The following is a 26,162-nucleotide window of genomic DNA, read 5'->3' on the forward strand; positions in this document are numbered from 1 at the left end:
TTTTAGGGGTTAAAAACCCCAGAATATCAACGTTTTTATTCGACAGTGACCGAATGTTGGGATTCGGCGCCAATTTGTAAGTTACTTAGATATTCTTTTCCAAATCCTTTGAGCAAATCTCTTATCTTCTCCCCACTCCCGATCAGTATAGATTAGATTTGCTTCGTCCAATCTCCATGTCTGATTACCGTTATTAGCGGACAACAACAAAACACCCTCCTCGAGTTTTAGGTCGTAAGTTCTATAACCCTCCCACGGAGAGGTGTCATTAACACGTTCCTCACCATCACTTACAATTAAAACCTTCCAATCACTATATTGATAGTGAAACGTGTCATCACTGAAATGATAATCTCCCCAAGCAATTACTTTCACTGTTTTTGTTTTATTTATGCGATTATCTAAAGTGAATCCTATTTGACCATTAGTAATTGATAAGGTTCCTGCCACATCGGGATATTTATAACTTACATCACCATCCACCCAGGTCTCTAATTCATACATTCCAGTCAAAAGATGACCGATGTGATCAATCACATCATTTGCAAATAACAAAGATGTATTAAAATAAACCATTATAAAAACTAAATATTTAAGCAATTTGGATATTCCCTAAACTCTTTTCAAATTTCTAAAACGTGATAAATCACGAACTGACATTAAACATCTTTATTTATAGAGGAAAAACTCGCCTTAAGAAAAAATACCACCGAACTACATCATTCTACGGTGACAGATTTCGCCAAATTTCTTGGTTGATCTATATCTGTTCCTTTTAATGCAGCAACATGGTATGCCAGCAATTGAATAGGAATAGCATATAATATAGGGGCAACCAGTGGCGAAACTTTTGGTAATGCAATCGAGGCAAAAGCCTGAAGACCTGCCTTACCGACCCCATCCTCATCCGAAATCAAGATCACGCGTCCACCCCGCGCTAAGACTTCCTGCATGTTGGCTGCTGTCTTATCAAAAAAATTATCATTTGGGGCAATCACAATTACAGGAACCCCATCGTCAATGAGAGCAATGGGTCCATGCTTTAACTCACCAGCTGCATAACCCTCTGCATGAATATAACTTATCTCCTTTAATTTCAGAGCACCTTCTAATGCAATAGCAAAACTAGTACCCCTGCCTATATAGAGAACATCTCTTTCATTATAGATTTGTTGAGCCAAATTGCGCAAAGCTACGTCATGATTCAGAACTTCCGCGACACGGGATGGAACCTCTGTTAACGCTGAGGACATCTCCTCTTCTCTTGCTCTAGTAAGATTACCACGGTCCCGGCCGATAGCGATTGCTAAACTGGCGAGAGTTATCAATTGGGTAGTAAAAGCCTTAGTTGAAGCAACACCAATTTCTGGACCAGCCATAGTATACAAAACATTATCGGCCTCACGCGCCATTGAACTTTCCGGAACATTCACGACAGATAAGATACTTTGGCCCATCTTCTTTGCAAATCGCATCGCAGCAAGGGTATCCGCAGTTTCACCAGATTGTGAAATGAACAGACCCAGAGTGCAGTCTTGCCTCGGTATGGCACGATAACGATATTCAGATGCAACATCTATATCAACGGGAAGGCCTGCAAGCGACTCAAACCAATAGCGGGCAACCAGTCCAGCGTAATAGGAGGTACCACAGGCTACGACACTTACTCTTTCATAGTCAGAAAAATTAATGTTTAGTTGCGGCAAGCTAATGGTTCTCTTCACTGGATTGAAAAGGCTCTGAAGACAGTCACCAATTACCACCGGCTGTTCATAGATCTCCTTTAACATAAAGTGAGCATGGTTACCTTTTTCGACCGCACTATCAGCTAAATCGATTTCCCTTATGGGCCTGTTTGCCACTTCTCCCGCCTGGTTATGAACTGTAACCACGTTATCCTGCAGTTCAACCCAATCCCCCTCCTCTAAGTATGAAATACGTCTCGTAAGGGGAACCAAGGCCAGGGCATCAGACCCTAGAAATAGCTGACCGTTCCCATGTCCAACAACTAACGGACAACCCCGACGGGCACCAATCATCAAGTTATCATGGCCAGTAAAAATAATGGCAAGAGCAAATGCTCCCTCAACCCGCCCAAGCATGGTTCTCGTAGCCTCTGCAGGTGACATACCCTTTCTCAGATAACCATCAATAAGAGCCAGAACAACTTCTGTATCAGTTTCACTCTTAAAACGATATTCTTGCCCTTCAAGTTCTTCCCTAAGTTTCAAGAAATTTTCAATGATCCCATTATGCACCAAAGCCACCAGATCAGTTGAATGTGGGTGGGCGTTAACAGTACTGGCGGGGCCGTGGGTAGCCCATCGGGTGTGACCAATTCCTATACTGCCCTCTATGGGATCAGTCTTCAAAAGAGACCCCAACTCAGCTAGCTTCCCCTCGCAGCGCCGCCGCTGAACCTGCCCATCCAGCAAAGTTGCAACTCCAGCTGAATCATAACCCCTATACTCAAGGCGCCGCAAACCCTCCATCAAGAGGGGAGCCACATTGTCCTGAGAAATTGCTCCGATGATCCCACACATAATACACCTCAGGGTTTATCGGTTGAGCGGCGCCCTCTCCATCTTTTGGCACCGCCTTTCAAGTGTTTTTGTTCTGCCCTGGTGACCGATAGCTCATCTTCTTCTATGTCATCGGTTACGACGCTGCCCGCACCTACAATGGCATTCTCACCAATGGATACAGGCGCTACGAGAGCAGTATTTGAACCTATAAACGCCCCATCACCAATCTCCGTTGAATGCTTTCTCAAACCATCATAGTTGCAAGTTATTGTACCTGCCCCAATGTTTACACCCGCCCCTACGTTTGAGTCCCCGATATACGTAAGATGGCCCACCTTAGTTGCCGATCCGATACACGCTGCCTTAATCTCTACAAAATTTCCTACCTTAGCCCCCGAACCAATCATCGTTCCAGGCCTCAATCGAGCGAATGGACCTACGACAACATCATTTGCCAGCTTAACTCCTTCCAAATGGGAGAAAGCCTTTATCTCCACCCGATCACCCACCTCAACAGATTTTCCTAGAAACACATTTGGCCCGATAGTTACATCCTTACCGAAAGTAGTATCCATAGAAAGCCATGTAGTTCCAGGATCAATAAGGGTTACGCCTCCTGCCATTGCCCTTACTCTTAAGCGGTTCTGCAAAATTGACTCAGCATTGGCTAAGTCCATACGACTGTTGATTCCTTGCAATTCATCGGACAACCCCACCACCAAGCCTACCTTCTCTCCGCTATCCCGAACTAACGAAACGAGATCTGTCAAATAATACTCACCTTTGACATTTTGATTCTTAACCTTAACTAGCTCCTTAAACATAACTTCTGAGCGAAATATCATCACCCCCGAGTTACATAGGGTTGTTTTTAGATCTTCACTGCTAGCGTCCAATTCCTCAATAATAGCCTCAATAGTGCCATCCCGTTTGCAACGGATACGGCCATACCCTTTTGGAATCTCTGGTTCAAAGCCAAGGACAGCCAGGATATTCTTCCTATTAACATCTAAGGCCCGTTTCATGAGCAAGATAGTCTCAGCAGTTAAAAGCGGAGTATCCCCAAATACAACTAAAATATTCCCCCCAAAACCTTTTAACGTAGCGCTAGCCTGCAGAACGGCATGGCCTGTACCCAATCGTTCTTCCTGGACTACAATAGTGTGATGCCGGCAGGCCCTCCCAACGTCTCCCATATCTGGCCCAATGACAACTACAACCTTATCCGGCGAGACCGCCTCAACAGTATCGAGCACATGGTCGATCATTGGGAGTCCGCCCACTTGGTGAAGAACCTTAGGGACTTCCGATTGCATCCTGGTACCATGACCAGCGGCGAGCACAATTACCGCCAGGGGCGCATCCGATCTATTATCTTTTGAAAACTCGCTCATTAGAATACATTACAAGAGAGTAACGAAATTGTCACAACCAACCTATCTATTATCCTTTTTGAAAGATCTTGCATGAAAAATGTCCCTGGTCCAGTCATCTTTGACCTTGATGGCACTCTTCTGGACACTGCACCAGACCTGGCTACAGCCCTCAATAACCTACTTTTGGAAGAGGGATTTGAACCTCTTACACTGTCCGCCGTGCGGTCTATGGTCGGCCAGGGAGCTGTCCAAATGATAAAAAAAGGCTTTACCGAATCGGGCAAGTCACCTTCAGAGGAAGAGCTCCATGGGAAGTTACGTAAACGATTTTTAAGCCATTATGAAAATTGTTATCTTAATGAAACTCGCCCCTTTCCATCAGTCGTAACAACACTGGAAAAACTAAAAGAGGCGGGTCACCCCATGTCCATATGTACGAACAAGTCTTACGAAATGTCTGTTCCTATTTTGGATGGACTTAACTTGGCGAACTATTTCCATGGGGTCATCGGTGGAAACTCACTACCGACTGCTAAGCCAGATGCAGCACCACTTGAAGCTGCTATTGGCCTTACCAATGGCTTGGCATCCTCAGCCACAATGGTTGGCGATAGCATTACCGATGTTGAGGCTGCACGGGCGGCGGGGATCCCTGTAATCGCTGTATCCTTTGGCTACACAGATATTCCACCAATTGACTTGGGAGCTGATGCAGTAATAGACAACTTCAGTGAATTGATACCAGAAATCAAGAGATTATCTCTCGATCGCAAAGAAACAAGCGAGCCTAACTTCTAGCCTATGGTGTGTTCTATATAAGAGAGCGTAGTTCAACGCCAGAACCTTGCGCAATCCAGAATATCTCGGGAAACAGCGCCCTTGATCATGGTAGAAGAGATAAATTCTCCCATCTCTTTACCAGTCCTGACACTTACTAGCTTACCTGATTATGCTACTCAGGATCTTGCAATCGACACCACAAAGAAAAACAGCTACTGGTGATTCGAGTTGAAGCCTGATGAAAAACCACCGCCAACCACCCAGCTTTCAATGAGGTAACGCGCGATCGCAAGTTTTCCTGGGAGAGAAAGGTCTGTCACTTCCCCGGCTAGGGCTTTCTTCACGTGCGCTCTAGAAAACCAACGAGCATCGGCCAATTCCTCTTCATCGAGAATAATATTCTCGCTTAATGCTTCTCCATAGCAACCCACCATTAAAGAGTAGGGAAACGGCCAAGGTTGTGAAGCCACATAACTAACCTCTCCTACTTCAATTCCAGACTCCTCCCTTATCTCTCGCCGAGCAGCCTCCTCTATTGATTCACCATACTCTATAAAACCAGCCAGGGCTGAATACAGATTGCGACCAAACCTACCGGACCGCCCAAGAAGGCACTTATCCCCCTTAATCACCAATACGATTGCAACTGGATCAAGCCTCGGAAAGTGATCTATCTGACAACGGGGACAGTGCCGCGAACTTCCACCATTTCGATGAACAGACCTATTGCCGCAGCCAGAGCAAAATGGGTGCCTGGCATGCCATTCCATAATAGAACGAGCTTGCGCCGCAATGGCAGCTTCCTCAGGCGACAAAACGGAAGCAAGATCACGCAATCCAAGAAAGCTCCCCATGGCGCCAATGCCGAGGGAGTCCAGGGCCAACTGAGGATCAGCCACATTGAAAACAAAATGGCCACGCCCCTTAAAATTCCCTAAAAATATCGGTTCTTCGGGTTTAGTGGATGCCTTAAGCCAGCTTCTGTCTCCCCATAATAACTTACCTTCCCGCCCATTTGTCGCCGGGAACTCCAAATTACTCACCGGAAGAAAACAACTACTTTCCGAGTTTAATGCCTGTTCTACCCAATCAGGATCACGCCTTTCATTGCTGGCACGATATATCGGGTTTCCGGAAAAGAACATCGGTTGTTCACTCACGGGAAATATCCCCTATAATTAACTCAGAACACGAATACGGGCCAGCCATCATGACGCTCCCAAGGCCTCCTCATAGCTCACAACGAAACACCATTGGACTCGATGTCTCATTCAACAAGATCAATCAATGATTGGAAACACCTGCATCCAGCGTAATAACAGTCCCAGATGTGTAATTACTTCTTGGAGAGACCAAAAACGTTGCGAGATCAGCCACTTCCTCCGCCTTCGCCGCTCTTCCAAATGGCAAATCTTTGAATAATTCCTCCCACCGCTCTTCATCACCCAATTTTTCTTTGGCTTGACCCCGCATCATTGTAACCATTCTATCCGACGCGGTCAGACCAGGACTAATGCCTAATACTCTAACACCATTATAAGTACTCCCATTAGACAAAGCCTTCGTAAAAGCAGTAAGACCAGCATTACCGGTGGTCCCAGCAATATAGGCATACATTGGCTTAACAGCGGCTGCGCCTATTATGTTGAGTATAACACCACTCTTCACCTCTTTCATCTTACCATAAAAAAGCCGACAGAGATTAATGTACCCAAAAACTTTTAAGTTCCATGCCTCTCTCCATGCTTCCTCGTCAATCGCCGTCAATTCCCCAGGAGGAATCGCTCCCGCATTATTTATTAGAATATCAACATTCCCCGCAAACTCAGAAATTTGCTCTGCTGAATTTTTTAGAGACAAATCAATTGGAAATATTTCCACTGATATGTTGTGCTTTTTTTGTAAAGTCGCCTTGACGTCCTCAAGCATGTCCCCGCTACGGGCAGTCAGAGCCAAATTACAGCCTTCCTGTGCAAGTGACTCAGCAATGGCTTTCCCTATTCCCTTTGAAGCCCCCGTAATCAAAGCCGTTTTGTTATTTAAGAACAAATCCATAGAATAACGTTTCCTTATACATAGCCTGACCAAAACTCAAAGTTGGCTATTTTGACTTGCCAACACATACTAGGTATAAACAAAATTAGAGCAATTGGGGAGACATAAATATGTCGGATACAGACCAGAAGTTTAGCGCCAGCTTCGCAGACAACGCAACCTTTAAGCCAGGGTTACGAGATTTTCTAGAGTACAGAGACCTCGGCGTGCTTGAAGCTACCAATGGTGAATTTAGGGCTCACGTTCTTCGAGTAAAAAAAGATTTTGAAGGCGATCAAGACATGAAGACAACAGGCTACCACCAACACATGGTCACCTTTCAAATGTTCTATGTGCTGAATGGCTGGGTTACCTTTGATTATGAGGGAGTAGGTGTAAAGACCTACCGGAAAGGAGACTGTGTCCTAGCTCCTGCTAAAATAAAGCACAATGAGTTAAAGTGCTCGGAAGATTTTGAAGCACTCGAAATTCTCTCTCCAGGAGTACATGATACGATTCAAGAGGATGGTAAAGTACTAAGTGATAAAGCGGCTTAGTGTCTTAAATTGAAGCCAGTGGCTGGACCTTCTGTTCTAACTCAATAATATTAGAAAATGTGGAAGGCCGGTATATAGGTCAACCGCCACCAAGAGGCCTCTGCCTTCCAGACGGAGTAGAAGCCACCCACAGCTCTCGATTTTTAATGGATCCCAGACTAAGTTGCTCACTCAATGCTGGAACTCAACAAAATATAAACCTCTTAAGTCTATAAAGCCAAATGGAAGATACGGATGGCGAAAACCATTGATTATTACTTTACCCCCCCTTCACCATATACCTACCTTGCCGGACCAAGATTCAAAATACTGGCAGAGCAAAACGAGCTAGTGGTTAATTGGAAGCCGTTTGATTTGTTTGCAGCATTTGCCTTAACTGGACAGAAAAAAGTAAAAGAACGTCCCCCTCAAATACAGGCTAACAGACTCAATGAACTGCGTCGGTGGGGCGAGGTTCTGAAAATGAAAATTAACATCCAGCCGAAGTACTTTCCACCAGACCCAACCCCAAGCCACAAAATGATTGTGGCAGCCACAAAGACGGGCCAGGACGTCACGGATCTAGCCAACGCATATATGAGTGCTTGCTGGGCAGAGGAAAGGGACATTGGGGATACAAATACCATTGTTGCTATTGCCAATGAGCAAGGCTTTGAAGGTAAAACACTACTTGAGGCCGCGGAAAGTAACCAAATTCAGCAAGAGCTTGATCAAAATACAAAGGACGCCATCTCGTCTAATGTTTTTGGCGCACCCACCTGGATATACCAAGGAGAACTATTTTGGGGGCAGGACCGAATCGACTTCCTCACCCGGGCAATTGAAAAATAGACGACGTCTCTCTGGCGGGAACCAAACTGACAATTTTGGAATGGACGGCCTTAAACTGTGAAGCCGGGGGCCGTTGGTAAATACTGCATATACTTTAATAACTATTTGGAATGTTTGACCCACTCCCGCATATCCCAAGGCTCATATAAAGTCCAGATATAATCAGCGGTGGAATTCTCTCTCAGTCGATGAATATCATCTTTCTCAGCCTCATCTAAAAATTCCTGAAAAACTTGCTCACTTGGAAATTCAACGACAATCATATGCCGCCGTTTAATATCTCCCCGTAATTCACGAATTGGGTTCCACCCCGAAGAAATGACCCTTCCCCCTTTTCCATATATTATTTTTCCTGCCTTTACAGAATACTCTTTATAATCATTTTCTTGCCCTTCAATAAAATTGAAGACATTTAGTGCATAAACCACAACACATCTCCCAGATTGAATTCCCAAAACGTATGTTCCTACCCGAGATATAACATAAAACATCGCCACTTTGTTAGCGGGGCACTCCTTCCCTGAAGACGTAATCAGTGATATTTACCACGTTCACTTAATGCAGCAGCCGAAACTTCCCATGACAACGACCCATTAAGACGACTTTATAAAAACTGGTCTAATTTTCGCCGATTCGCTGTAACCTATCAGCCCTATCCTATTTTGGATTTTAGAAGAGACGCGTTAGTTTTCTTCCAAAGGAAACGAAGAAGGCTGAGTTTCTCCTCAGCCTTCCAATCACACCACCTTATAACGTGAACAAAAACATCCTGACTAATAGGTACAATTAGTCCAGGTAGCGTAACCCATGCCATTCATCTCATCATCCATGGCCACGGTATGTCCCACAAAGTCGCCGCCGCCTGCGGAGCCCTCAAATTTCCCTGTACCACCCGTCACCTGAAAAGGGCCACCGGTAACCGGGAATGATCCTGTTCCCGCCCAAGTAAAAAACATTTTATCGCCTGCCGCATCTTTTAGGATACATACGCCTTGCGAATTTCCTTCACCACCCTGAACATGCCACGATCCCGGACATTGAACGGTGGCTTTGTGGGTTGGGTCATTTACATCCGTATTGAAAAACGCGCCACTGAACTCCCCAGTAAAGATAAAATCACCCTCTGCAAGACCGAAAACTTTACCCTTACCCAACCAACCAAACTCACCATTGCAGGTTCCCGCCAAAGCGCCGGTTGATACGGAAAATAGGCACAATGCCAAAATTGTTAGTAATTTCTTCATATCCACTCCAAATTCTGTTTTGTTATACGTAAGCGAGGGGCCTCCCTTGTAGACATCGCTAATCTAAGCATAAGCACTTTATGTAACGATAAATAGCACAAATAATGAAGGTATTCCAATTACTCTATTCAAACTTCTGATTTAGGATGAAAAAGACCAGAAACGTATGGGTTACCTAGAACGAAGGAGTATCATCCTCCACTATCCGCAAGCCCTGATTCGGCCACCAGGCGGTAAATTTTTCCCGGTCCTCAGAATTGGTCCACCATTTGCGGGCCTTGGGATCCCATCTAGCACCTAGTTTCTTGACCTCATCTTTATCTGCAAAATCCACATCGAGATAAAACTTATCCGCGTCCTCAACAACAACCGGATCCTGATAATCCGCATTGGCGCCCGGAAACCACTTGGCAAAAAGATCCTTATCAACATTTCCAGGGACATACCATTTTCGTACATCAGCATCCCAAAAAGCCCCCAGCCCCTTAGCTTCGTCTTTTTCAGAGAAAGGACAATCCAAATAAAACCGCTCTTTCTTCTCCATAACTTGTCTCCATAAGGCTCTTTTGGGGGACCGAGGAAACTGATCAGCCTCAGTCTAGTATAAGGTGATTTTGTCCAATATTATGCAACTAAACAACTCTTTTAGAGGAATATCTTATGACCACTGTTGGGAAATATCTTCTGCTAGTAAGTATGGACGTAGATGCGGAAAAGGAAGCCTTATTTAACGAGGTCTACGACAAGGAACACATCCCCGCGCTCCTAAAGGTCCCGGGAGTGGTATCTGTGCAACGTTCGAAAACTACCGATTTAGAGATGAATATTGGCGGGCAAACTGTACAAATGGACCCCAAAGGTGAACCTAGGTATACCGCCATATACGAAATAACCGATCCTCAAGTCCTTACCAGCGCGGCTTGGGATACGGCAGTAGAAAAAGGTAGATGGGGCATAGAAGTCAGGCCATTTACTAATAACCGACGCCATACCCTGAAAAAACTATTGTGAGCCGGGTCCGTTCACTGCCGGGGCCTAACCAAGCGAGCTATCTCTGTATAAACGGCATGGATGGGTTGCTCTACTACCTCGCTACCGATGCTGGCCCGTTCCATGAAGGTAAAGCCCCTATGTGCGGGGACCTAATATTGTCTCGCCCCTCATGGTGTTACCAACAAAGGAGATTGTGCCTTCGGTGATCAAAATGGGGAGCAACATCTTACCAACCTCAACCGACAACGCCACCACAAATCAAGGAATTAGCACTATTATAGGCGGCACAACCAAATATGCGGGCATTAGCGGAAGCGGACCTTGGCATTTGTTTTGGACCAAGGTCTGCCAAATATGACAACGCCTCTAACTACCGCCAAAGCCTTACCTATGAACTTCCATAGGGAAATAATTAAAAAGCAAAACACGTCGAGCTTACCCTGAATAGAGCCCGATCTGCTTGGAATCTTCGCTAATTCTGCCACAAAAATCCATACTTAACCAAAATAGTCTTGATTTTTTGATAATTTTTCCTATCTTCTCGCGCATTGCGTGCTTGAAAAGGGCACAAAATTTCTAAATTCACGATTATAAGGAACGTTACACAATGAAAAAGACACTAATCCTCTTCTTAGCTGGTTTGTTCTTCTCTTCGTTTAGCCTAACTGCTAGCGCTCAAGAGATGAATGCATGCACTGGCTCAAATTGTGATGAAGAAAAAGAGGAATCTTCTGAGTCTGAAGAGTAGTAGAAAATACTACCAAATAATAAAGGGGTGCCTTTTTGCCAAAAGCACCCCTTTTTCTTTTCTGGCCAGAACTATTCAATTAATCCAACACCCCCAAACTGACATTCTTCAGCATATCCCAATCGATATCGTATCCCAAACCGGGCTTTGTGGGCGCATGCACATATCCTTTATCAAATTGAATTTCCTCCACCAACCCATAGGTTAAACCTCCGGTACACGGAAAAAACTCATAAAACTCACAATTGGGAACTGCCATTGTCACATGCAAATTGGCAACATTATTGAGAGAATTCCCCCCGTGATGAATTTCACACTTCATATTGAAGCCCTCAGCTAAATGACAAAGCTTCATCATCGGGGTAATACCTCCGGTAACAGCAACATCACCGCGCAGGATGTCCGTAGCATATTGTGTGATCCACTGTGTCATTCCATAAAATCTGCCTGGAGCAAACTCTGTACACATAATTGGAATATCAAGTTTTTCGTTCAGCTTCACATAGTTATAAATGTCTTCCTCTACCAAGGGGTCCTCATACCAATAATAATCAAAATCCTCGATCGCCCTACCAACCCGCATCGCATCTTCGTATTGGTATGCCCACATGGAGTCCAGCATTAACTTCATATCCCCTCCGACTGCCTCTCGGATTGCTCCAGAGATCTCAATATCCTTTGCAGGATCTCCATGAGGATGAATTTTATGAGCCTGCCAACCCTTTTCTTTGAAAAGCAGGGCCTCTTCAACATACTCTTCCGTAGTTCCATGGAAAGCTGTACTGGAATAAACAGGAACCTTCTCTTTGCACGTTCCAAGCAACCTATGTATTGGCTGGTTCGCTATTTTACCGTTAATATCCCACAAACAAATATCAATGGCCCCAATACCAGCAATAGCAGCTGCCCTATTCATCTTCCACATGCGCCACCAAAGAGATCCAATATCCTGAGGGTTAGCTCCCATAACTATTGGCTTAAGATACTGTATTAAGCTGGGCGCAGTGTGTTCAGGAGCTCTCAAGAATGCATTGCCGATTACTCCCTCATCAGTCTCTACAGTTACTACACCGAGCTTACCTTCTCCCCCGGCCCGCAGGTGATTCAGGCCAACCCGCCAAGGCGCCGTAGACCATTTGAATAACTCCACTTTTACATTTGTTATCTTCATGGAACTTCCTTTCCAAATCCAGGTCCGTAGCGAACCACTCAATAGGTTACCCGACCACGCCATAATTCAGCTGTATTACTGAGACATTAAATAATCCTACGCACAGAAAACATTTGATACAATCAAATCTTACACTACCAATATTACACAGCTGAAAACCGCCCACTGGGAGAAATTTTGTGAGTCTAAACCGAAAAGAATTGATAGAATCCTTATTTCAGGTAATGGAGATTAAGATAGGAAACTGTTCCGAGAAGGAAGCAAAGGACGTTCTTCACGAACTTCAAGAAAAACCATACTCTATAGACATTGGCGCTTCATGGGAAAGCTATATCAAAGCGTCCTTTTAATAACCAGCAGCGTGTGACTTACACATTTAGCAACACTGATACTTAAATGAACAGGTAAGTGTGAGACCGGAGAGCTATAATGTTTGCCCATGGCCATGACCATAGCGTCGATATGTTGAACGCAGTCTGGAGACTGGTATTTTGTGGTTTCCTTGTCCTAGCCCCCCAACCACTAAGTACCCAAAAATCATGGGCGTTTGATCATCAAGACCTTGAATATTTTCAGAAGAATAGAGAATGTTCTGGCTGTAACCTAGCTGGAGTTGATCTAGCTTCCCTATACTTTGAAGAAGACGACCTAATTGAAGCTGATCTTAGTGGATCAAATTTCGAAAACGCTGATTTATCATGGGTAAACCTTACACGGGCGAATCTCAGTAACGCCAACCTATCACGCGCGATATTACGCCTTACAAATCTTACCGAAGCGACTTTGCGGAAGGCCATTCTTTTTGAAACAGACCTGACAGGAGCTAACCTACAAGGGGCGAACCTTTCACAAGCAACCTTAGAATATGCAAATTTAACAGATTCCAATTTAAGTATGGCCAACCTGCAAGAAGCGTTGCTCAATTTTTGTTTCTTAACTGGAGCGACGATGATATCAGCCAATTTAGACGGAGCCGCCATGGAGTCTGCTGATCTTGGCCGCGCGAATTTGGAGAAAAGCTCCATGCAAAGAGTCAACTTAAATTGGGCTAATCTTCAACTGGCAACACTAATTTCGGCCAATCTATCGAACTCAGACCTGCGCCTCGCCTCGCTTTCTCAAGCTGACCTTTCTAACGCTTTATTAGCCTATGCAAATCTGCAGCAGACAACACTTCGCGATGCGAATCTCAGTTTTTCCTCATTTTTTAAGGCCAACCTCGCCGAAGCGGACTTCAGCTGGTCTAATTTAAGTGGCACCGACTTTAACGCTGCAAACCTTGAACAAGCCCAATTTCAGCACACCCTACTTTGTCAATCTGAAACTAATTTCAAAAATCTTGCCAACATACGATGTTCCTCCATGGAACCGTAAATAAATCTGCGAATCCCCCTTGGTTATGATACAAACACTGCTTCATATTATTGGGGAAGCCGGTCCTCGATAGAAAGCTCAGAAATCACCTCCTTAAACCACCCTATAACTTCAGGGTGATAAGGAATGCCTTTATCCCTCCTAACAATCTCCTCTTCAAATTCTTGCAACCCCGCATAATAAACTTGCCCCTCTCCAGGAGCTGTCTTGGAGGCGCGAAGGCGTTTTAGATACGTATCTACATCATCTTTAAATTGATCCAAATCGGTAAAAGCATCTACTCTGTATGCCAAAAAATGATGAGCCTGCTCCGCTCGCCTATCTGGACCTGCGGAACCGCCAGATAGCGTACTTGTCAGCAACTCTATCATCATCGCTAAGCCAAACCCTTTATGCGAACCTATTTCTCTCGTACCCCCTACAGGTAGATGCAAGTATCCTTCTGGAACCTCTTTTTCCTCCATGATCGGGTCTCCATCGGAATCGGTTATCCAAGCAGGTAATGTCCCCCTTCCCAGCCTCTGTATTAATTTTACTTTATTTCCAGCTACAGCACTCATGGAAGCATCAAAAATGTAGGGGGGTTCCTTCTTACTGGGCACGGCTATCCCTATTGGATTGAGCCCAACCAAGGCCTCAGCCCCAAAAGTTGGGGCCATCGCCACGCCCCCCGCAGTCATCGACACACCAATCATATCATGATCAAGGGCCATGGCTGCCGTATAAGCAGCTGCTCCAAAATGGCCGCCATTGTATACAGTGACCGCCCCGACACCATATTTCTTACCCCGTTCAATGGCTTCTTTCATGGCAATTGGTCCAATCACCCCGCCGTGTCCTGAATCTGAGTCTATGGTGCAGGCCGCTGGAGCCTCACGAGTGATTTTCCAGTTTGGATTCAAGTTTATTTTTCCCTCCTGGATTCTCTCTACGTACAGCCTGAGCATATTGCTAACCCCATGGCTCTCTATGCCTCTGATATCAGCATACAAAAGAACGTCGGCAGATTGCCGAGCATCTTTCTCGGGCATTCCCAAAGCGACAAAAATATCTCTAACAGTCGCATGCATATCTTGGTGATCAACAAAAACAGCAACATCCTCGGACACACGAAATTGGTCTAACATTTCACTTCCCTTAGCCAAAAGTAATTGTAAGAATTCTGCAAAAACTTCTTGTCCTTGTTAATATGTTGGTAGGATTATCGCAATACAATTTAGAACTGTATCCAGAATTCTGGCTGTCCTGCGAGGAAGGGGATTGATACGACATCACTTCCTCTCGCTATAACAAATGCCGCGCCAAGTAAAATTTTCTACAAAGCATAAAAATAGCTAGTGAAATCCATACGAATATCTATGATAACTAGAGATTTGAAGGCTCTTGGTGACTTGGTATCTACTGACCTCTTCACTAAGCAATAACAAGCAAATGGAGAACGAAAGTGGAAACAGGGGACGCAATCGCAGACATTCTAAAAAGGGAGGGTGTGGAAACCCTTATATGTTATCCGGTAAACCACCTCATAGAAGCCGCCGCTCGTGCTGATATTAGAACTATTGTAGTCCGCCAGGAGCGGATCGGGTTACACATGGCGGATGCCATGTCTCGCGTCTCCAGTGGAAAGAACATTGGTGCATTTGCAATGCAGATGGGGCCCGGAGCAGAAAATGCTATGGGAGGTGTTGCTCAGGCGTTCGGTGACTCTGTCCCGATATTAGTTATGCCTATGGGATATCCTCAAGCACAGGCTCATGTAACTCCTAATTTTAATTCTGCACACAGCATGAAAAGTTTTACAAAAATGACGGAGCCGATAACCAGCCCGAAGGAAATACCGAATGTTATGCGACGGGCATTTACGCAATTACGTAACGGGCGCCCAGGCCCTGTATTAGTGGAAATACCAGCTGACATGTTTGGCGAGGAAGTGGAGGACTTCTCTTATACTCCAACTCTTGTAACCCGTTCGGGTCCCGACCCCGAAGAAGTCGGGAAAGTGGCTAAAGTTCTGATGGAGGCAAAAAGCCCTGTTATTTATGTGGGGCAAGGCGTACATTATGCAGAGGCTTGGCCCCAACTCAAACGTCTAGCTGAAATGCTGGCAATACCGGTCATGAGTAGTTTGGGAGGGAAAAGTGCTTTCCCAGAGAATCACCCCCTATCACTGGGGACAGGGGGCATAGCCATGTCACTGCCCTTGCATGAATTTCTACACAAAGCCGATGTTGTTTTTGGAATAGGTTGCAGCTTTACGGAAACCTCCTTTGGGGTAAGCATGCCTAAAGGACCAAAGATTATTCATTCCACCCTAGAACCCACTGACTTAAATAAAGATGTTGAAGCGGATTACGCATTAATTGGGGATGCTGCTCTGACGCTTGATGCCCTATTGGTACACGTAGAAAAGGAATTAAATGGCACACCCAGAGACCAAAAGAAAGTCACTGAGGAAATTGCCAGACTAAGAGCATCCTGGCTAGAGAAATGGATGCCAAAATTAACCTCGGATCAAAACCCTCTGTCCCCCTACCGGGTGATATGGGATCTCGCAAACACGGTAGACATGGAAAATACCATTGTTACCCACGACGCGGGCAGCCCGAGAGATCAAACAACACCATTCTGGAATTCCATCAAACCTCTCAGCTACATTGGATGGGGAAAAACAACCCAACTCGGGGCTGGGTTGGGCTTCGCAATGGGTGCTAAACTCGCCCAACCAGAAAAATTATGCATCAATATCTGGGGCGACGCTGCCATAGGCTTTACCGGAATGGACTTTGAAACGGCGGTCCGGGAACGAATCCCTATTTTGTCTATATTATTAAATAACTTTTGCATGGCGATTGAATTAAAAATTATGCAGGTAGCAACTGAAAAATACCGGTCCACTGACATCTCAGGAGATTACGCCGCCATGGCTCGAGCCTTCGGGGGCTATGGAGAGAGGATTACCGACCCCAAAGAGATAATACCCGCCATCCGCAGGGGGATCGAGCAGACTGAGAATGGAACTCCTGCCTTGCTTGAATTTATAACAGATAAAGAAGTTGAGGTGTCTCGGTTCTAAAATAGGTTTATAGAGGACGACTAGTGAAATAAGCCCACGAGATAATTTCTCGCGGGCTTATTATCAACTAATACGCACAAAAATTTTAATCTCCCTATTTCTCAACTCTCTAGGACTTTAAGTCTGCTGTCGGCCCGCCCAGATCCAGCCAGGCAGTAAATCCCCCAGCAATATGGCAAACATCAGAGAACCCCATATCCTGTAAAGTCTTGGCAGCAAGTGCTGAACGGCCTCCCGACGCACAGTAGAGAACCAGTCGCTTCCCACTAGAGAGCTCCGTCTTGTGCATTGGACTTTCCGGATCCGCCATAAACTCTAGCAAGCCACGGGGCACATGAATATGCCCCGGTAATCCCCCACTACTTTCAACCTCTTGGGTTTCCCGGACATCCACAAATTTGATATCATCATTTCCAATATGGCCTACCGCCTCCTCAGCCGAAATAGTCGTGATCTCGGCATTAGCCTCGCCCAATAGCGCCTTAAATCCCACCTTTAGCATTCTTGCCAACCCTTTTCCTTCAGACCTCTATACTACTATGTAACCTTTGCCGATTCCATCATTGCTTTAGTGATGGTTTCTGCGTTGGCCCCAGGAGCCCTTGCGGCCTCCAGAACTACGGCTTCCCTTCGGACCATGAGATCGGCTGCTGCGGGTACGTCCCGGGCCACCTCGTGGGGGATGACAACTGCCCCATGCATATCCGCATGAACCAAATCGCCAGACTTAACCACCATACCTGCAACATTTACCTCACCTCCCACATTCACCAAGTGCACATTGGCATGGCTTGGGGTGATAGCACCTGCTAATCCTTGAAAACCTGGAGCAAACTCAGTTAAGTCTCGAATACCACCATTGGTTATTGTTCCCAAACAGCCAAGGGCCTTATGCACGTTGCTGTTAACTTCACCCCAAAAGCACCCAAATCCAGCCTGTCCATCATCCAAATCCTGAACTACACTTACCGTTGGGCCTACCCCCTCAGCAACGTAGTTGTAATAATCTATTCGCTTCTGCTTTTGATCTGCTGGCTCATCCGTTGAAGCACGTAAAGCTCTTATCGTGGATGTCCTAGCGTAACCCACCATTGGTGGGAGTTTTGGATTTACACAATGCAAATGCTGTGTTGTGAAACCAAAAGACCTTCGCTCTGGCAAACAAATCTCAAGCGCATTGCATACAGTCGGGGTGTCGAGATCTCTCAAAGCCGCCAACTCGTTGGTATTAAGTGGTGTTTCAGACATACCTATATTCCTTTGCCATCAATCTTACCAGAAAAACTATTGCCGAGGTCTAGTGCGACCCCAGTCTCCACGTTCTAGCACCCATAATAAAGCCGAACTCTTGCTATACAATAGCTTAACAGACAATAAATCCAACAAAGGCATCCAAAAGGACCAATGAGTTGGGGAGTGCGGCAGCTTCTATGAAGGAAGTGCCAATCGACTATCTAATGTTTTTCCTTCCGGGTCGGCCAAAGCAGCTTCTACGGCTCCTTTAATTGCTCGACCCCCAATCCTGGGTTCGCCAGAACCATCGAGCGCCTTGGTTAATAATTCTTCCCTAATTCTCTTATAATTTTGTACACCCCGGTGATGGGTCTCACCATAGCCCTTAATCAAGCGTGCCAACTCGACCACTGACCTAGCCAAATCCACATCTATTCTGATCGCTATCCGAACATCCTCAACCCATTCATCAATTCTTTCTTGTTCTTCCTCCCATCGAGATCCAATGGGCCTAAGAAATTTTAACCGGGACAAGAGCCATAACACCAAAAAACCCCAAATAGTAGAAGTCCGGAGTGAAATACCGATATTTAGCCCCCTCGCGAACCCATGTTTTTTACAACTCCTCAAAATAGGCGTAGCAATGAACTTAGGCAAAAGGGAACAAAGCTCTTCAATCCCAGGTTTTAGAAATTCAGTTATTTGTACAGGAATCCCGGATGGAACCTTCAACTCAGATCTGATGTTTCGCATCCGCCCAGAAGAACTTTTTATTTGGGCTACTCTTATAACATCTTCATATGACATCCAAAGGGCCAACTCCCGCGCGAATTCAGTGGTTACAATTTTGTCCTGGGAACAATCCACTTCCAATATGCTTTCCATACGGGTAAGATATTTTTTGCAGTATTTTCTACCCTGATATTCCATTAATCTCTGTACCCCTAATGTCACGATTCCCCGCAAATCTGAGTATTCTTGGGGAATACTTTCCAGCCATGGCTGTATTTCTAAGGCATTCTCCTCAGAAGATTTAGTGGTCAAAATTATTGGTTCCTCACGCCTCTTGCTCAAAGCTATTCCTGCTTCAAAACCAGATAAATTGGCACTAACCGCCTTACCACCCTGTTCGATAGCCATCACAAAATTTTTCTTTTGGATCGGTAGAACTCCGGAAGCAAATAAGGCACCCAAAAGTACTGCGTTTATAGGACAACCATTGCTCTCAGCCACAGCCAGAAAATCATGTAACACGCATAGTTTAGACATTTTTTTCAAGGCGTTGCGCAATTCGACCGGATCCAAACGTCCATCACCCATGGCTGCCCTCTCACCAATTGTGAACACCCTATGGGTTGACGCTATCAAAGTTGTGCGATCAGGACTAACGTAACCATTACGTGCCGCTCTCGCTGCTTCTAATAACTCGGTGGCAATCATCAAATCGACGTCACCAGCCCCAGGATAAAGTGAAAAAACCGGCTTCCGTCCTTCTAGATCAGCCCCAGCTATGGGACATATTTCAATATAATAGGTAGTTGCCCCAGTCCGTTGTGCTACCCCAGGAATAGAAGTGCTTTGCACCAGCAAGCCGGCGCGCTCGGTAGCTTTTACAATCCAATCAGCAAAAACGCCACCACCCTCTCCTCCCATGGCGGCGATTAGTAATGTAATAGGGCGCTCCGACACTAGGGCTAAACTCGCACTAAGCCTTGGAGCACTCCAATCACGAATACCCTCCAGCGATTCAACCAAAGGTCGAATTTGGTTGGATTTCGAATGGTTTCGGCTTTGTAAAAGGAGGGACATAACACAGCTGCATGCGCTACCTCTCCGCATAATCCACAGCCCAGACAACCATTATTCACGTGAGCCACGGGATCCTTTCGAAGGGGGCTAGGATTAGGCTTAATCGTGAGAGACGGGCAACCCGACATCCTTATGCATGAATGGTCTCCTGTACAAAGCTCATCGTCAATTCCATATTTAGCAGTGACAACGCGCTTGCCAGCATCCAGTTGTCTCTCGATTTCAGGTTTGATCCGCCGTTGCCGCGCTAACTGGCACTCCCCGTCCGCAATGATAACCTTTAAGCCTTTCTTCGTTTCAGTTACCGCCCGTCGCAAGGTGCGGACCATACTAGCAACGTCATAGGTCCGAACCTTTTTCACCCACTCTATTCCTAAGCCCTTAAGCGCGCGTTGTATAGACATGCCCCTACCACGACCGAACCTACTAGTTTCGCTTGAAGGCAAAAATTGCCATCCTGTCGCCGAAGCATACCCGTTTTGCATAATAACAAGAACTGAGTCGTCTTCGTTAAAGTTCGCACTGGCCACGCCGGAGGACAGTCCATTATGCCAAAAGCCACCATCTCCCATTATACTGACAACTTTTTTACCAAAACTAGGTGCAACACCCGCTGAGCTTGCCAATCCCAACCCATAACCAACGACGGTATTTCCTATATTGAAAGGAGGCAACACAGCAAAGGTATGACAACCAATATCTGCGGCGACATGGGTGGGCCCCAATTCTTTTTCCAAAATTTTCATTGCACTGAAAACTGGCCGTTCGGGACAACCTGTACAGAAACTTGGTGGCCTTGGTGGAAGCGCCTCGCCTAATAAAGCGGTTGCTTGGTCAGTTAACTTATCGATCCTATGCGTAATCAACTCTCGTCTGGCATCATGATCTGGGTCCGACCATGCCTCTGCCAAAAATTGCTCTATCCCGCGTTGCATAACATCAGCAGTATATTCACCACTCTTAGGCAAGATCTCTTTCCCCACAACCTTGGTACTTTGATTTGCTTGCCGGAGGGCAACATTGATAGCCTGCTCAATATACTCTGGAAAACCTTCCTCAACTACCAAGACACTTTTTTTATCCATACAAAAACTAGTTATTTCTCTGGGCACTGTAGGATAAGCCACATTCATGACATAAATAGGGACCTTTGTATTGCCATATATATCTGACAAACCGAGACGTTCTAATGAGCGCACCACACCATTATAATGACCTCCTAGGGTAATGATCCCAATATCACAGGAGTCCGGGCCAAAAGTTTCATTAAATTTGTTCTCAACTATGAATTTTTCTGCAGCAGGAAGCCGAGACTCAACCTTCTTCTTCTCTTGCAGGTAAGTGGAGGGTGGTAGACAAAATTTCTCAAAATCAAAGTTTGGTTCCTGCAATACCTGTTTTCGAGATACCAAGGGCTCCCGATTGTTCCTTGCCACAAAATTTCCTGTAACGTGGCACGCCCGTATTCTGAGCTGCAACATAACGGGCATATTGCTAGCTTCAGATAAATCAAACCCTCTTTCCACAGACCGCACTATACTGTCCAGATCGGGGCGAGGATCCAGCAAACACATGGACGACTTCATCGCATAGGCATGGCTCCGTTCCTGAATAATACTAGCGCCTTCGCCATAATCCTCGCCTATAACAATTAATGCCCCTCCCACAACCCCAGCTGAAGCAATGTTGGACAGCGCATCAGAGGCAACATTGGTACCCACAACAGATTTCCAGGTTACCGCACCTCGCATAGGATAATTAATTGAAGCCGCTAACATTGCAGCGGCAGCAGCTTCCCCAGTTGGGGTTTCCAAATGCACTCCGAGCTCATCCAACAAATCACTAGCATCAACCATTACGTCCAGAAGCTGGGATATCGGTGAACCTTGATACCCACCAATATAACTGACTCCCGATTGAAGGAGAGCCTTGGTAACTGCTAGGATGCCTTCACCAGAGAAAGTCTCTCCAGCACCTAAGCGAAGCTGCTCTACTTCTTTTTTGAATGATCGTTCCATATGTCACCTAGCGAAATGGAGTTAATCCGGCTTTTGTATAAATTCAATAGTTATGCCGTCAGGATCCCGGGTATATACAGCTTTACCCCCTTTATTAGGGCCAGCATTCACTACTACGGGTTCACTTAGCGGCTCCGCAACCTGACGCACAGACGCCACCACGGAGTCTATATCATCCACATCAAAGGCTACATGGGCAAAACCAGAGTCACAAGGCCTCGCATCCAACTTTCGCCTATCTTCCGGAGAATGGTACTGTATCAGTTCCAGTTTGTGATTAGGAGCTTGTATATAGGCCACTTCAATTTCAGCCCCTGGAATACCCACCACCTTTTCTGTAAAACCAGGGTCTCTGAAAGACCTGTTGAGAAGCGGAAATCCTAGGGTTTGGGTATAAAATGCTATCGAAGTATCCAGATTAGAAACCGTGAAACTTGTATGATTTGTGCCAATAATATTAAACTTCGCCATTCTTTCCCCGTATCCTTCAACAACAGAGCTAGCCCGCACGATTTATGGTATACGACCAAACTGCTAAACACCAGTTTCTTGATCCCACCATCATTTTTCTGGCACAATACACTAAATTTAACCAGCAAGGTGCCTCATGACTATAGAGATAAAGCGCTTACATCCTCATTTTTTTGCCGAAGTTTCGGGGGTCGATTTAACAAAAAAATTAAGCGCTCAAATACTTGCAAGGATCCAAGAGGCCTTTGCTCAGCATGCTGTCCTCCTTTTCCGAAATCAGGCGTTCGACGATTTATCACAAATTTCTTTTACGTCGCAGATAGGACCATTGGAACGAAATATAGGTGGGAAATTTGGAAATGGACATCCCGAAATATCCAAACTTTCTAATGTTGGTTCGGATGGGAAGACGTTTGAGAAAGGAAGTGATGGGGCAGAATTTCTGAATGGAAACAGCACCTGGCATACCGATAGCTCATTTAAGGTTGTTCCAGCGCTGGGTTCAGCTTTATCCGCGAGGGCGGTACCTCCAAAGGGCGGCGAAACACAATATTGCGACATGAGAGCGGCCTACGACGTACTAGACGAAGAAACGAAAACTCTTATAGAAAAATCAACTGCGGTACACAGCTACCTGTATTCAAGCGGGAAGATAAGTGCTAACATTCTAACCGACCAAGAAAAAGAAGAACTTCCCCCCGTACAACACCCCATGGTACGGGTACATCCACAAACAACACGGAGAGCTATTTATGCCGGAAGGCACGCATCACACATCCTTGGTATGCCGGAGGAAGAAGGGCGATCTCTAATCGCTAAACTTAATGACTTCGCCACGCAGCCTGAATTTGTTCATACTCATAAATGGCAGGTGAATGACTTGGTAATGTGGGATAATCGTATGGTCATGCATAGGGGGCGCCCGTATGAAGCAAGGTATAAACGTGTAATGCACAGGACAACGATTGCTGGCGACTCCCCTGGTAACCCCTGGGTTGTGCAGGATAAAGTCGCCTAAATACGAAAGCCAGAGTGGAGAAGGAACATTCCAACACTCTACTTACACTGGAGGCATACATAAAGGCTGGACTATTTAATAAGATATTTTAATAACTGAACATGGTGCCATAATGAACAACCCACAAGGCCATACTTCCCTAGCGCCTGCAGAGACCCGGCAAGCCTATAGAACTATCTCTCGGCGTCGAGCCATAACCCTATTTGGATGTGCAGCAGGCCTACCGACCCTGGGGTTAGGCACGGCTTTTGCTGGCTCTAAAGACATATCTCTGTACAAGTGGGAAGGTTCTGCGTTGGGCGCACAGGCACAACTGACCCTAGCTCATCACAACCCCGAAGAAGCCAAGAACATAATATCTTCCGTAATCCAGGAAATCGAACGCCTCGAACAAATTTTCAGCCTACATCGACCCGAGAGCGAACTAACACTCTTGAACAGCCAGGGGTATATTTCAAATCCATCTGCTGATCTCACAAAACTCTGTAAAACTTCCATTGGATTTGGATACGACACAGATGGCGCTTTTGATATTACGGTTCAACCTCTTTGGAAGGTCTTTACAAAGCACTTCCAAGAAAATTCTGCAGCTTCTGAAGGTCCCCCGAGCCAGGAAATACTTAAGGCTCTAAATTACGTTGACTATCGTGCCGTAGATGTTTCAAGCCAAAAGATAAATTTTGGTCGCCCGGGGATGGAAGTAACGTTAAATGGTATAGCACAAGGATACATTACCGACACCGTTACCGAATTACTGCAGCAGAGCGGGATCACTCAAGTATTGGTCGAACTAGGAGAGACAAGGACATTGGGAGAACACCCGGAAGGACGCCCCTGGAGAATTGGCCTAGCTGACCCCAAAGACCGCACTAAGACTACTGAAACCGTCGAATTGGAAAATAAAGCCGTCGCGACATCATCTGGCTTCGGAACAAAATTTAACCGTGATGGAAGCTTTCATCATCTATTTGATCCCCGCACAGGCCTGCCTAGGAATCACAATATCTCTGTTTCAGTGGTTTCTGATAGCGCAGCGGTAGCTGACGCCATGTCGACGGCGCTCTTTATAGCCACACCTGATAATGCTCGCCCAATAGTTGAACGGGTGGGAGGCATGACGGCTGTAATTAGCGCAACGGATGGCACTAAACGAAGAATAGTCAGTTAAACTAAGAAAACCTATTAGCTACTGGTAGGTAGTTTAGCGAGGGAAGAGACCACTGTGGGTTCCACGAAAATCTTGCCCATGGCACTCTCTAACATCTCGCCTTGCTCTAAATAAACTAGCTAGGACCTTCGCACCAGACCATAGCGCCTGTTTGTAGGGCCTTCCCCAAATTCCCGATGATTACGTACTAGTTCAGACATTTTATCTACTTCGAAATCTTTCTGGATCATTGTTACATCGACATCGTAGATACGTGCCGCGTTAATACCGAAGATAGCCTGCTTCGTATTACTATTTGGCCCCCCCAATTCTGGAAGACTATATTTCTCTCGCATGTCCTCGGGTATCTCAAGACGCCTCATGGCCTCAATTTGCCACTGGGGTGACCCGTACCAAACCGAATCCGTCCCCCACAACACATGGTCCGGCCCCAATCCGGCTACTAAAGTGCCGATAAATGCAGCAGAAAATTTAGGGTGCGCAATGGCTGAGTTAGCAAAGGAAGTACCAAGCTCGCCGTAAACATTGCCTGTTCCGGCGGCCTCTGCCGCTTCGCACAGATCCGTGACCCATTTTATACGACCAGTCCGTTCAAACTCTGACCACGCTTGATCTGGTAGTTCAAGAAACGGACGCAACGCCGAATGATAGAAAATAAAGTTCATATCTGGCCAATCCCGCGCCGCCTTCTCCACATCCCAAGCTGTTGCGTACCGCCATAGACCGCGGAATGATTGTTCATAGTCTGGTGGCATTAAGCCTTTATGAACACATATCGTGTTTATTCCAGCCGCTAGAGATTTCTCGTAAAACGGGTACATAAGTTTCTCGTCATCCAAACGCCAGGGCCATTTCGAGGGACCAGAAGGATCCCCTATGGTATAGGTTTTCCACGACACTAAATCTGGGTTGCCATGGCTTATAGCTTCATCCACGGTATCCAGCCAGCCTGGCTGGCCTGGGGTAATAACCGCATGTCCACGTAGCCGGACACTACCAGACAAGTTATTCACCATGCTGCACGCATCCATTATCTGTTCATTAGAGAGTAAATACCACTCCGGATCATCAAAAGGCGCCCCAGACAGCAATGCCATCTTAGTGTCACTGTTAAACCATAGTTCACGAACATAATTATCGAATTTGTAATCTTTGAGCTTAACGGGATCCTGTTTTGGGTTTAGACTCCAATGTTGCGAAGAATAATTCCCTAAGCGAGTGATCTCTTCATGTGGAAAATCATCTCTCACAAAGTGGGTTTGTGCGTCAAAAATAAATTGACTCGCCAACTTGTCAGCGCGATCTTTCGTTAATCTTGGATCTCTCGCCTCAGTAGCATCGACCTGAAATATCTCCGCCCCGTAAACCTCGTTCATGGCAAGGAAAGCAGCCGCTAAACCGCAATTGGTCAATAAATATTGCCTTCGAGTTAAGCCTAAGCTTTTACTATTTAGGTCCGCCAACTCGGCGACCCGTCCCTCAACCATCTTTTGTTTGGGACTCTGCGCAGGAGGCAAATACTCCCCATTAGATACAATCTGGGTAGGCAGGGGATACGGAGAGTCTGATACTTCCGCACCTTCTACTAATCGTTCCTCGCGCTCGCTAAGCCACCTTGGCATGTTAACAACCCCTAGTGCATTATCAGAAAAAGTACTGTCCTAAATCATTGCTAGAAGGTTGAGAACCCAATAAATTTTTACACCTTGCATTATCACCAATTCTCAGTCACCTGTTAT

General features: G+C 45.8%; 24 protein-coding genes. 8 read left to right on the forward strand and 16 right to left on the reverse strand.

The annotated features are described in order from the left end of the window. Window positions 1-81: 81 nt before the first annotated feature. From CMM32_10845 to glmU, 3 genes are all read right to left on the reverse strand, one after another. On the reverse strand, window positions 82-600 hold the full coding sequence (locus CMM32_10845; GenBank protein ID MBT07391.1) for a hypothetical protein: 519 nt from the start codon (window positions 598-600) through the stop codon (window positions 82-84). 119 nt (window positions 601-719) lie between these two features. Further along, on the reverse strand, window positions 720-2,543 hold the full coding sequence (gene glmS / locus CMM32_10850; protein MBT07392.1) for a glutamine--fructose-6-phosphate transaminase (isomerizing): 1,824 nt from the start codon (window positions 2,541-2,543) through the stop codon (window positions 720-722). An 8-nt stretch (window positions 2,544-2,551) separates the two neighbouring features. Further along, window positions 2,552-3,919 carry a bifunctional N-acetylglucosamine-1-phosphate uridyltransferase/glucosamine-1-phosphate acetyltransferase gene (glmU, locus tag CMM32_10855; GenBank protein MBT07393.1) on the reverse strand — a complete coding sequence of 456 codons (1,368 nt, stop codon included), beginning with the start codon at window positions 3,917-3,919 and terminating at the stop codon, window positions 2,552-2,554. A gap of 72 nt (window positions 3,920-3,991) precedes the next feature. Between glmU and gph the strand changes: the two genes are divergently transcribed. After that, entirely contained in the window at window positions 3,992-4,699 is a 708-nt protein-coding gene (gph, locus tag CMM32_10860) for a phosphoglycolate phosphatase (protein MBT07394.1), read from the forward strand. 194 nt (window positions 4,700-4,893) lie between these two features. Here gph and CMM32_10865 read toward each other — a convergent pair whose 3' ends face one another. After that, window positions 4,894-5,826 (reverse strand): NAD(+) diphosphatase, encoded by a 933-nt coding sequence (locus CMM32_10865; protein MBT07395.1) that lies wholly within the window; start codon window positions 5,824-5,826, stop codon window positions 4,894-4,896. A gap of 139 nt (window positions 5,827-5,965) precedes the next feature. Beyond that, window positions 5,966-6,736, reverse strand: coding sequence for a short-chain dehydrogenase (locus tag CMM32_10870; protein ID MBT07396.1), 771 nt, complete (start codon window positions 6,734-6,736; stop codon window positions 5,966-5,968). 110 nt (window positions 6,737-6,846) lie between these two features. On the opposite strand from CMM32_10870, the gene CMM32_10875 reads away from it, so the two are divergent. Beyond that, window positions 6,847-7,272, forward strand: coding sequence for a cupin (locus CMM32_10875; protein MBT07397.1), 426 nt, complete (start codon window positions 6,847-6,849; stop codon window positions 7,270-7,272). 234 nt (window positions 7,273-7,506) lie between these two features. After that, the gene (locus tag CMM32_10880) at window positions 7,507-8,103 is read left to right on the forward strand and encodes a 2-hydroxychromene-2-carboxylate isomerase (GenBank protein MBT07398.1); all 597 of its coding nucleotides are present in this window, start codon (window positions 7,507-7,509) and stop codon (window positions 8,101-8,103) included. Between the two features lie 101 nt (window positions 8,104-8,204). Here CMM32_10880 and CMM32_10885 read toward each other — a convergent pair whose 3' ends face one another. The 3 genes from CMM32_10885 to CMM32_10895 all read right to left on the reverse strand — a co-directional run bounded on the left by CMM32_10885 (window position 8,205) and on the right by CMM32_10895 (window position 9,891). Next, entirely contained in the window at window positions 8,205-8,594 is a 390-nt protein-coding gene (locus CMM32_10885; GenBank protein MBT07399.1) for a hypothetical protein, read from the reverse strand. A gap of 282 nt (window positions 8,595-8,876) precedes the next feature. After that, a complete protein-coding gene (locus CMM32_10890) occupies window positions 8,877-9,347 on the reverse strand; it encodes a hypothetical protein (GenBank protein MBT07400.1) in 471 nt (156 codons plus the stop codon). A gap of 175 nt (window positions 9,348-9,522) precedes the next feature. After that, window positions 9,523-9,891: a hypothetical protein gene (locus CMM32_10895; protein ID MBT07401.1), complete on the reverse strand. Its 369-nt coding sequence runs from the start codon at window positions 9,889-9,891 to the stop codon at window positions 9,523-9,525. 116 nt (window positions 9,892-10,007) lie between these two features. Here CMM32_10895 and CMM32_10900 point away from each other — a divergent pair, with 116 nt between their 5' ends. Then, window positions 10,008-10,358 (forward strand): hypothetical protein, encoded by a 351-nt coding sequence (locus CMM32_10900; GenBank protein MBT07402.1) that lies wholly within the window; start codon window positions 10,008-10,010, stop codon window positions 10,356-10,358. Window positions 10,359-11,167: 809 nt separating this feature from the next. Here CMM32_10900 and CMM32_10905 read toward each other — a convergent pair. Next, the gene (locus CMM32_10905; GenBank protein ID MBT07403.1) at window positions 11,168-12,259 is read right to left on the reverse strand and encodes a mandelate racemase; all 1,092 of its coding nucleotides are present in this window, start codon (window positions 12,257-12,259) and stop codon (window positions 11,168-11,170) included. 429 nt (window positions 12,260-12,688) lie between these two features. On the opposite strand from CMM32_10905, the gene CMM32_10910 reads away from it, so the two are divergent. Beyond that, window positions 12,689-13,633, forward strand: a complete 945-nt coding sequence (locus tag CMM32_10910; protein ID MBT07404.1) for a hypothetical protein — start codon at window positions 12,689-12,691, stop codon at window positions 13,631-13,633. 47 nt (window positions 13,634-13,680) lie between these two features. Here the strand turns inward: CMM32_10910 and CMM32_10915 are convergent, their stop codons facing one another. After that, window positions 13,681-14,760, reverse strand: coding sequence for a malate dehydrogenase (locus CMM32_10915; protein MBT07405.1), 1,080 nt, complete (start codon window positions 14,758-14,760; stop codon window positions 13,681-13,683). Between the two features lie 317 nt (window positions 14,761-15,077). Here CMM32_10915 and CMM32_10920 point away from each other — a divergent pair, with 317 nt between their 5' ends. After that, on the forward strand, window positions 15,078-16,706 hold the full coding sequence (locus tag CMM32_10920; GenBank protein MBT07406.1) for a hypothetical protein: 1,629 nt from the start codon (window positions 15,078-15,080) through the stop codon (window positions 16,704-16,706). A gap of 109 nt (window positions 16,707-16,815) precedes the next feature. Here the strand turns inward: CMM32_10920 and CMM32_10925 are convergent, their stop codons facing one another. From CMM32_10925 to CMM32_10945, 5 genes are all read right to left on the reverse strand, one after another. After that, complete coding sequence (locus CMM32_10925) at window positions 16,816-17,208, reverse strand: hypothetical protein (GenBank protein MBT07407.1); 393 nt, start codon at window positions 17,206-17,208, stop codon at window positions 16,816-16,818. A 35-nt stretch (window positions 17,209-17,243) separates the two neighbouring features. Further along, the gene (locus CMM32_10930) at window positions 17,244-17,954 is read right to left on the reverse strand and encodes an acyl transferase (GenBank protein MBT07408.1); all 711 of its coding nucleotides are present in this window, start codon (window positions 17,952-17,954) and stop codon (window positions 17,244-17,246) included. A gap of 180 nt (window positions 17,955-18,134) precedes the next feature. Beyond that, window positions 18,135-19,748 (reverse strand): indolepyruvate oxidoreductase subunit B, encoded by a 1,614-nt coding sequence (locus tag CMM32_10935; protein ID MBT07409.1) that lies wholly within the window; start codon window positions 19,746-19,748, stop codon window positions 18,135-18,137. After that, the gene (locus CMM32_10940) at window positions 19,634-21,766 is read right to left on the reverse strand and encodes an indolepyruvate ferredoxin oxidoreductase (protein MBT07410.1); all 2,133 of its coding nucleotides are present in this window, start codon (window positions 21,764-21,766) and stop codon (window positions 19,634-19,636) included. Before CMM32_10940 ends, CMM32_10935 begins: the two co-directional genes overlap by 115 nt. 21 nt (window positions 21,767-21,787) lie before the next feature. Further along, window positions 21,788-22,237, reverse strand: a complete 450-nt coding sequence (locus CMM32_10945; GenBank protein MBT07411.1) for a bleomycin resistance protein — start codon at window positions 22,235-22,237, stop codon at window positions 21,788-21,790. A gap of 136 nt (window positions 22,238-22,373) precedes the next feature. Between CMM32_10945 and CMM32_10950 the strand changes: the two genes are divergently transcribed. Then, window positions 22,374-23,255, forward strand: a complete 882-nt coding sequence (locus tag CMM32_10950; protein MBT07412.1) for a 2,4-dichlorophenoxyacetate dioxygenase — start codon at window positions 22,374-22,376, stop codon at window positions 23,253-23,255. A 112-nt stretch (window positions 23,256-23,367) separates the two neighbouring features. After that, window positions 23,368-24,423, forward strand: a complete 1,056-nt coding sequence (locus CMM32_10955; protein ID MBT07413.1) for a thiamine biosynthesis protein ApbE — start codon at window positions 23,368-23,370, stop codon at window positions 24,421-24,423. A gap of 119 nt (window positions 24,424-24,542) precedes the next feature. Here CMM32_10955 and CMM32_10960 read toward each other — a convergent pair whose 3' ends face one another. Beyond that, window positions 24,543-26,045, reverse strand: a complete 1,503-nt coding sequence (locus CMM32_10960) for an amidohydrolase (protein ID MBT07414.1) — start codon at window positions 26,043-26,045, stop codon at window positions 24,543-24,545. Window positions 26,046-26,162: the final 117 nt, after the last annotated feature.

This window comes from Rhodospirillaceae bacterium, assembly GCA_002728255.1.
Lineage (GTDB): Bacteria > Pseudomonadota > Alphaproteobacteria > UBA7887 > UBA7887.

What these genes read in the sequence shown, in the direction of transcription:
- CMM32_10895 (MBT07401.1), bottom strand. Translation starts at nt 9,891, where the DNA reads ATGGAGAAGAAAGAGCGGTTTTATTTGGATTGTCCTTTCTCTGAAAAA.
- gph (MBT07394.1), top strand. Translation starts at nt 3,992, where the DNA reads ATGAAAAATGTCCCTGGTCCAGTCATCTTTGACCTTGATGGCACTCTT.
- glmU (MBT07393.1), bottom strand. Translation starts at nt 3,919, where the DNA reads ATGAGCGAGTTTTCAAAAGATAATAGATCGGATGCGCCCCTGGCGGTA.
- CMM32_10955 (MBT07413.1), top strand. Translation starts at nt 23,368, where the DNA reads ATGAACAACCCACAAGGCCATACTTCCCTAGCGCCTGCAGAGACCCGG.
- CMM32_10865 (MBT07395.1), bottom strand. Translation starts at nt 5,826, where the DNA reads ATGTTCTTTTCCGGAAACCCGATATATCGTGCCAGCAATGAAAGGCGT.
- CMM32_10875 (MBT07397.1), top strand. Translation starts at nt 6,847, where the DNA reads ATGTCGGATACAGACCAGAAGTTTAGCGCCAGCTTCGCAGACAACGCA.
- CMM32_10930 (MBT07408.1), bottom strand. Translation starts at nt 17,954, where the DNA reads ATGTCTGAAACACCACTTAATACCAACGAGTTGGCGGCTTTGAGAGAT.
- CMM32_10905 (MBT07403.1), bottom strand. Translation starts at nt 12,259, where the DNA reads ATGAAGATAACAAATGTAAAAGTGGAGTTATTCAAATGGTCTACGGCG.
- CMM32_10885 (MBT07399.1), bottom strand. Translation starts at nt 8,594, where the DNA reads ATGTTTTATGTTATATCTCGGGTAGGAACATACGTTTTGGGAATTCAA.
- CMM32_10900 (MBT07402.1), top strand. Translation starts at nt 10,008, where the DNA reads ATGACCACTGTTGGGAAATATCTTCTGCTAGTAAGTATGGACGTAGAT.
- CMM32_10915 (MBT07405.1), bottom strand. Translation starts at nt 14,760, where the DNA reads ATGTTAGACCAATTTCGTGTGTCCGAGGATGTTGCTGTTTTTGTTGAT.
- CMM32_10890 (MBT07400.1), bottom strand. Translation starts at nt 9,347, where the DNA reads ATGAAGAAATTACTAACAATTTTGGCATTGTGCCTATTTTCCGTATCA.
- CMM32_10910 (MBT07404.1), top strand. Translation starts at nt 12,689, where the DNA reads ATGTTTGCCCATGGCCATGACCATAGCGTCGATATGTTGAACGCAGTC.
- CMM32_10925 (MBT07407.1), bottom strand. Translation starts at nt 17,208, where the DNA reads ATGCTAAAGGTGGGATTTAAGGCGCTATTGGGCGAGGCTAATGCCGAG.
- CMM32_10870 (MBT07396.1), bottom strand. Translation starts at nt 6,736, where the DNA reads ATGGATTTGTTCTTAAATAACAAAACGGCTTTGATTACGGGGGCTTCA.
- CMM32_10960 (MBT07414.1), bottom strand. Translation starts at nt 26,045, where the DNA reads ATGCCAAGGTGGCTTAGCGAGCGCGAGGAACGATTAGTAGAAGGTGCG.
- glmS (MBT07392.1), bottom strand. Translation starts at nt 2,543, where the DNA reads ATGTGTGGGATCATCGGAGCAATTTCTCAGGACAATGTGGCTCCCCTC.
- CMM32_10880 (MBT07398.1), top strand. Translation starts at nt 7,507, where the DNA reads ATGGCGAAAACCATTGATTATTACTTTACCCCCCCTTCACCATATACC.
- CMM32_10950 (MBT07412.1), top strand. Translation starts at nt 22,374, where the DNA reads ATGACTATAGAGATAAAGCGCTTACATCCTCATTTTTTTGCCGAAGTT.
- CMM32_10945 (MBT07411.1), bottom strand. Translation starts at nt 22,237, where the DNA reads ATGGCGAAGTTTAATATTATTGGCACAAATCATACAAGTTTCACGGTT.
- CMM32_10940 (MBT07410.1), bottom strand. Translation starts at nt 21,766, where the DNA reads ATGGAACGATCATTCAAAAAAGAAGTAGAGCAGCTTCGCTTAGGTGCT.
- CMM32_10935 (MBT07409.1), bottom strand. Translation starts at nt 19,748, where the DNA reads ATGTCCCTCCTTTTACAAAGCCGAAACCATTCGAAATCCAACCAAATT.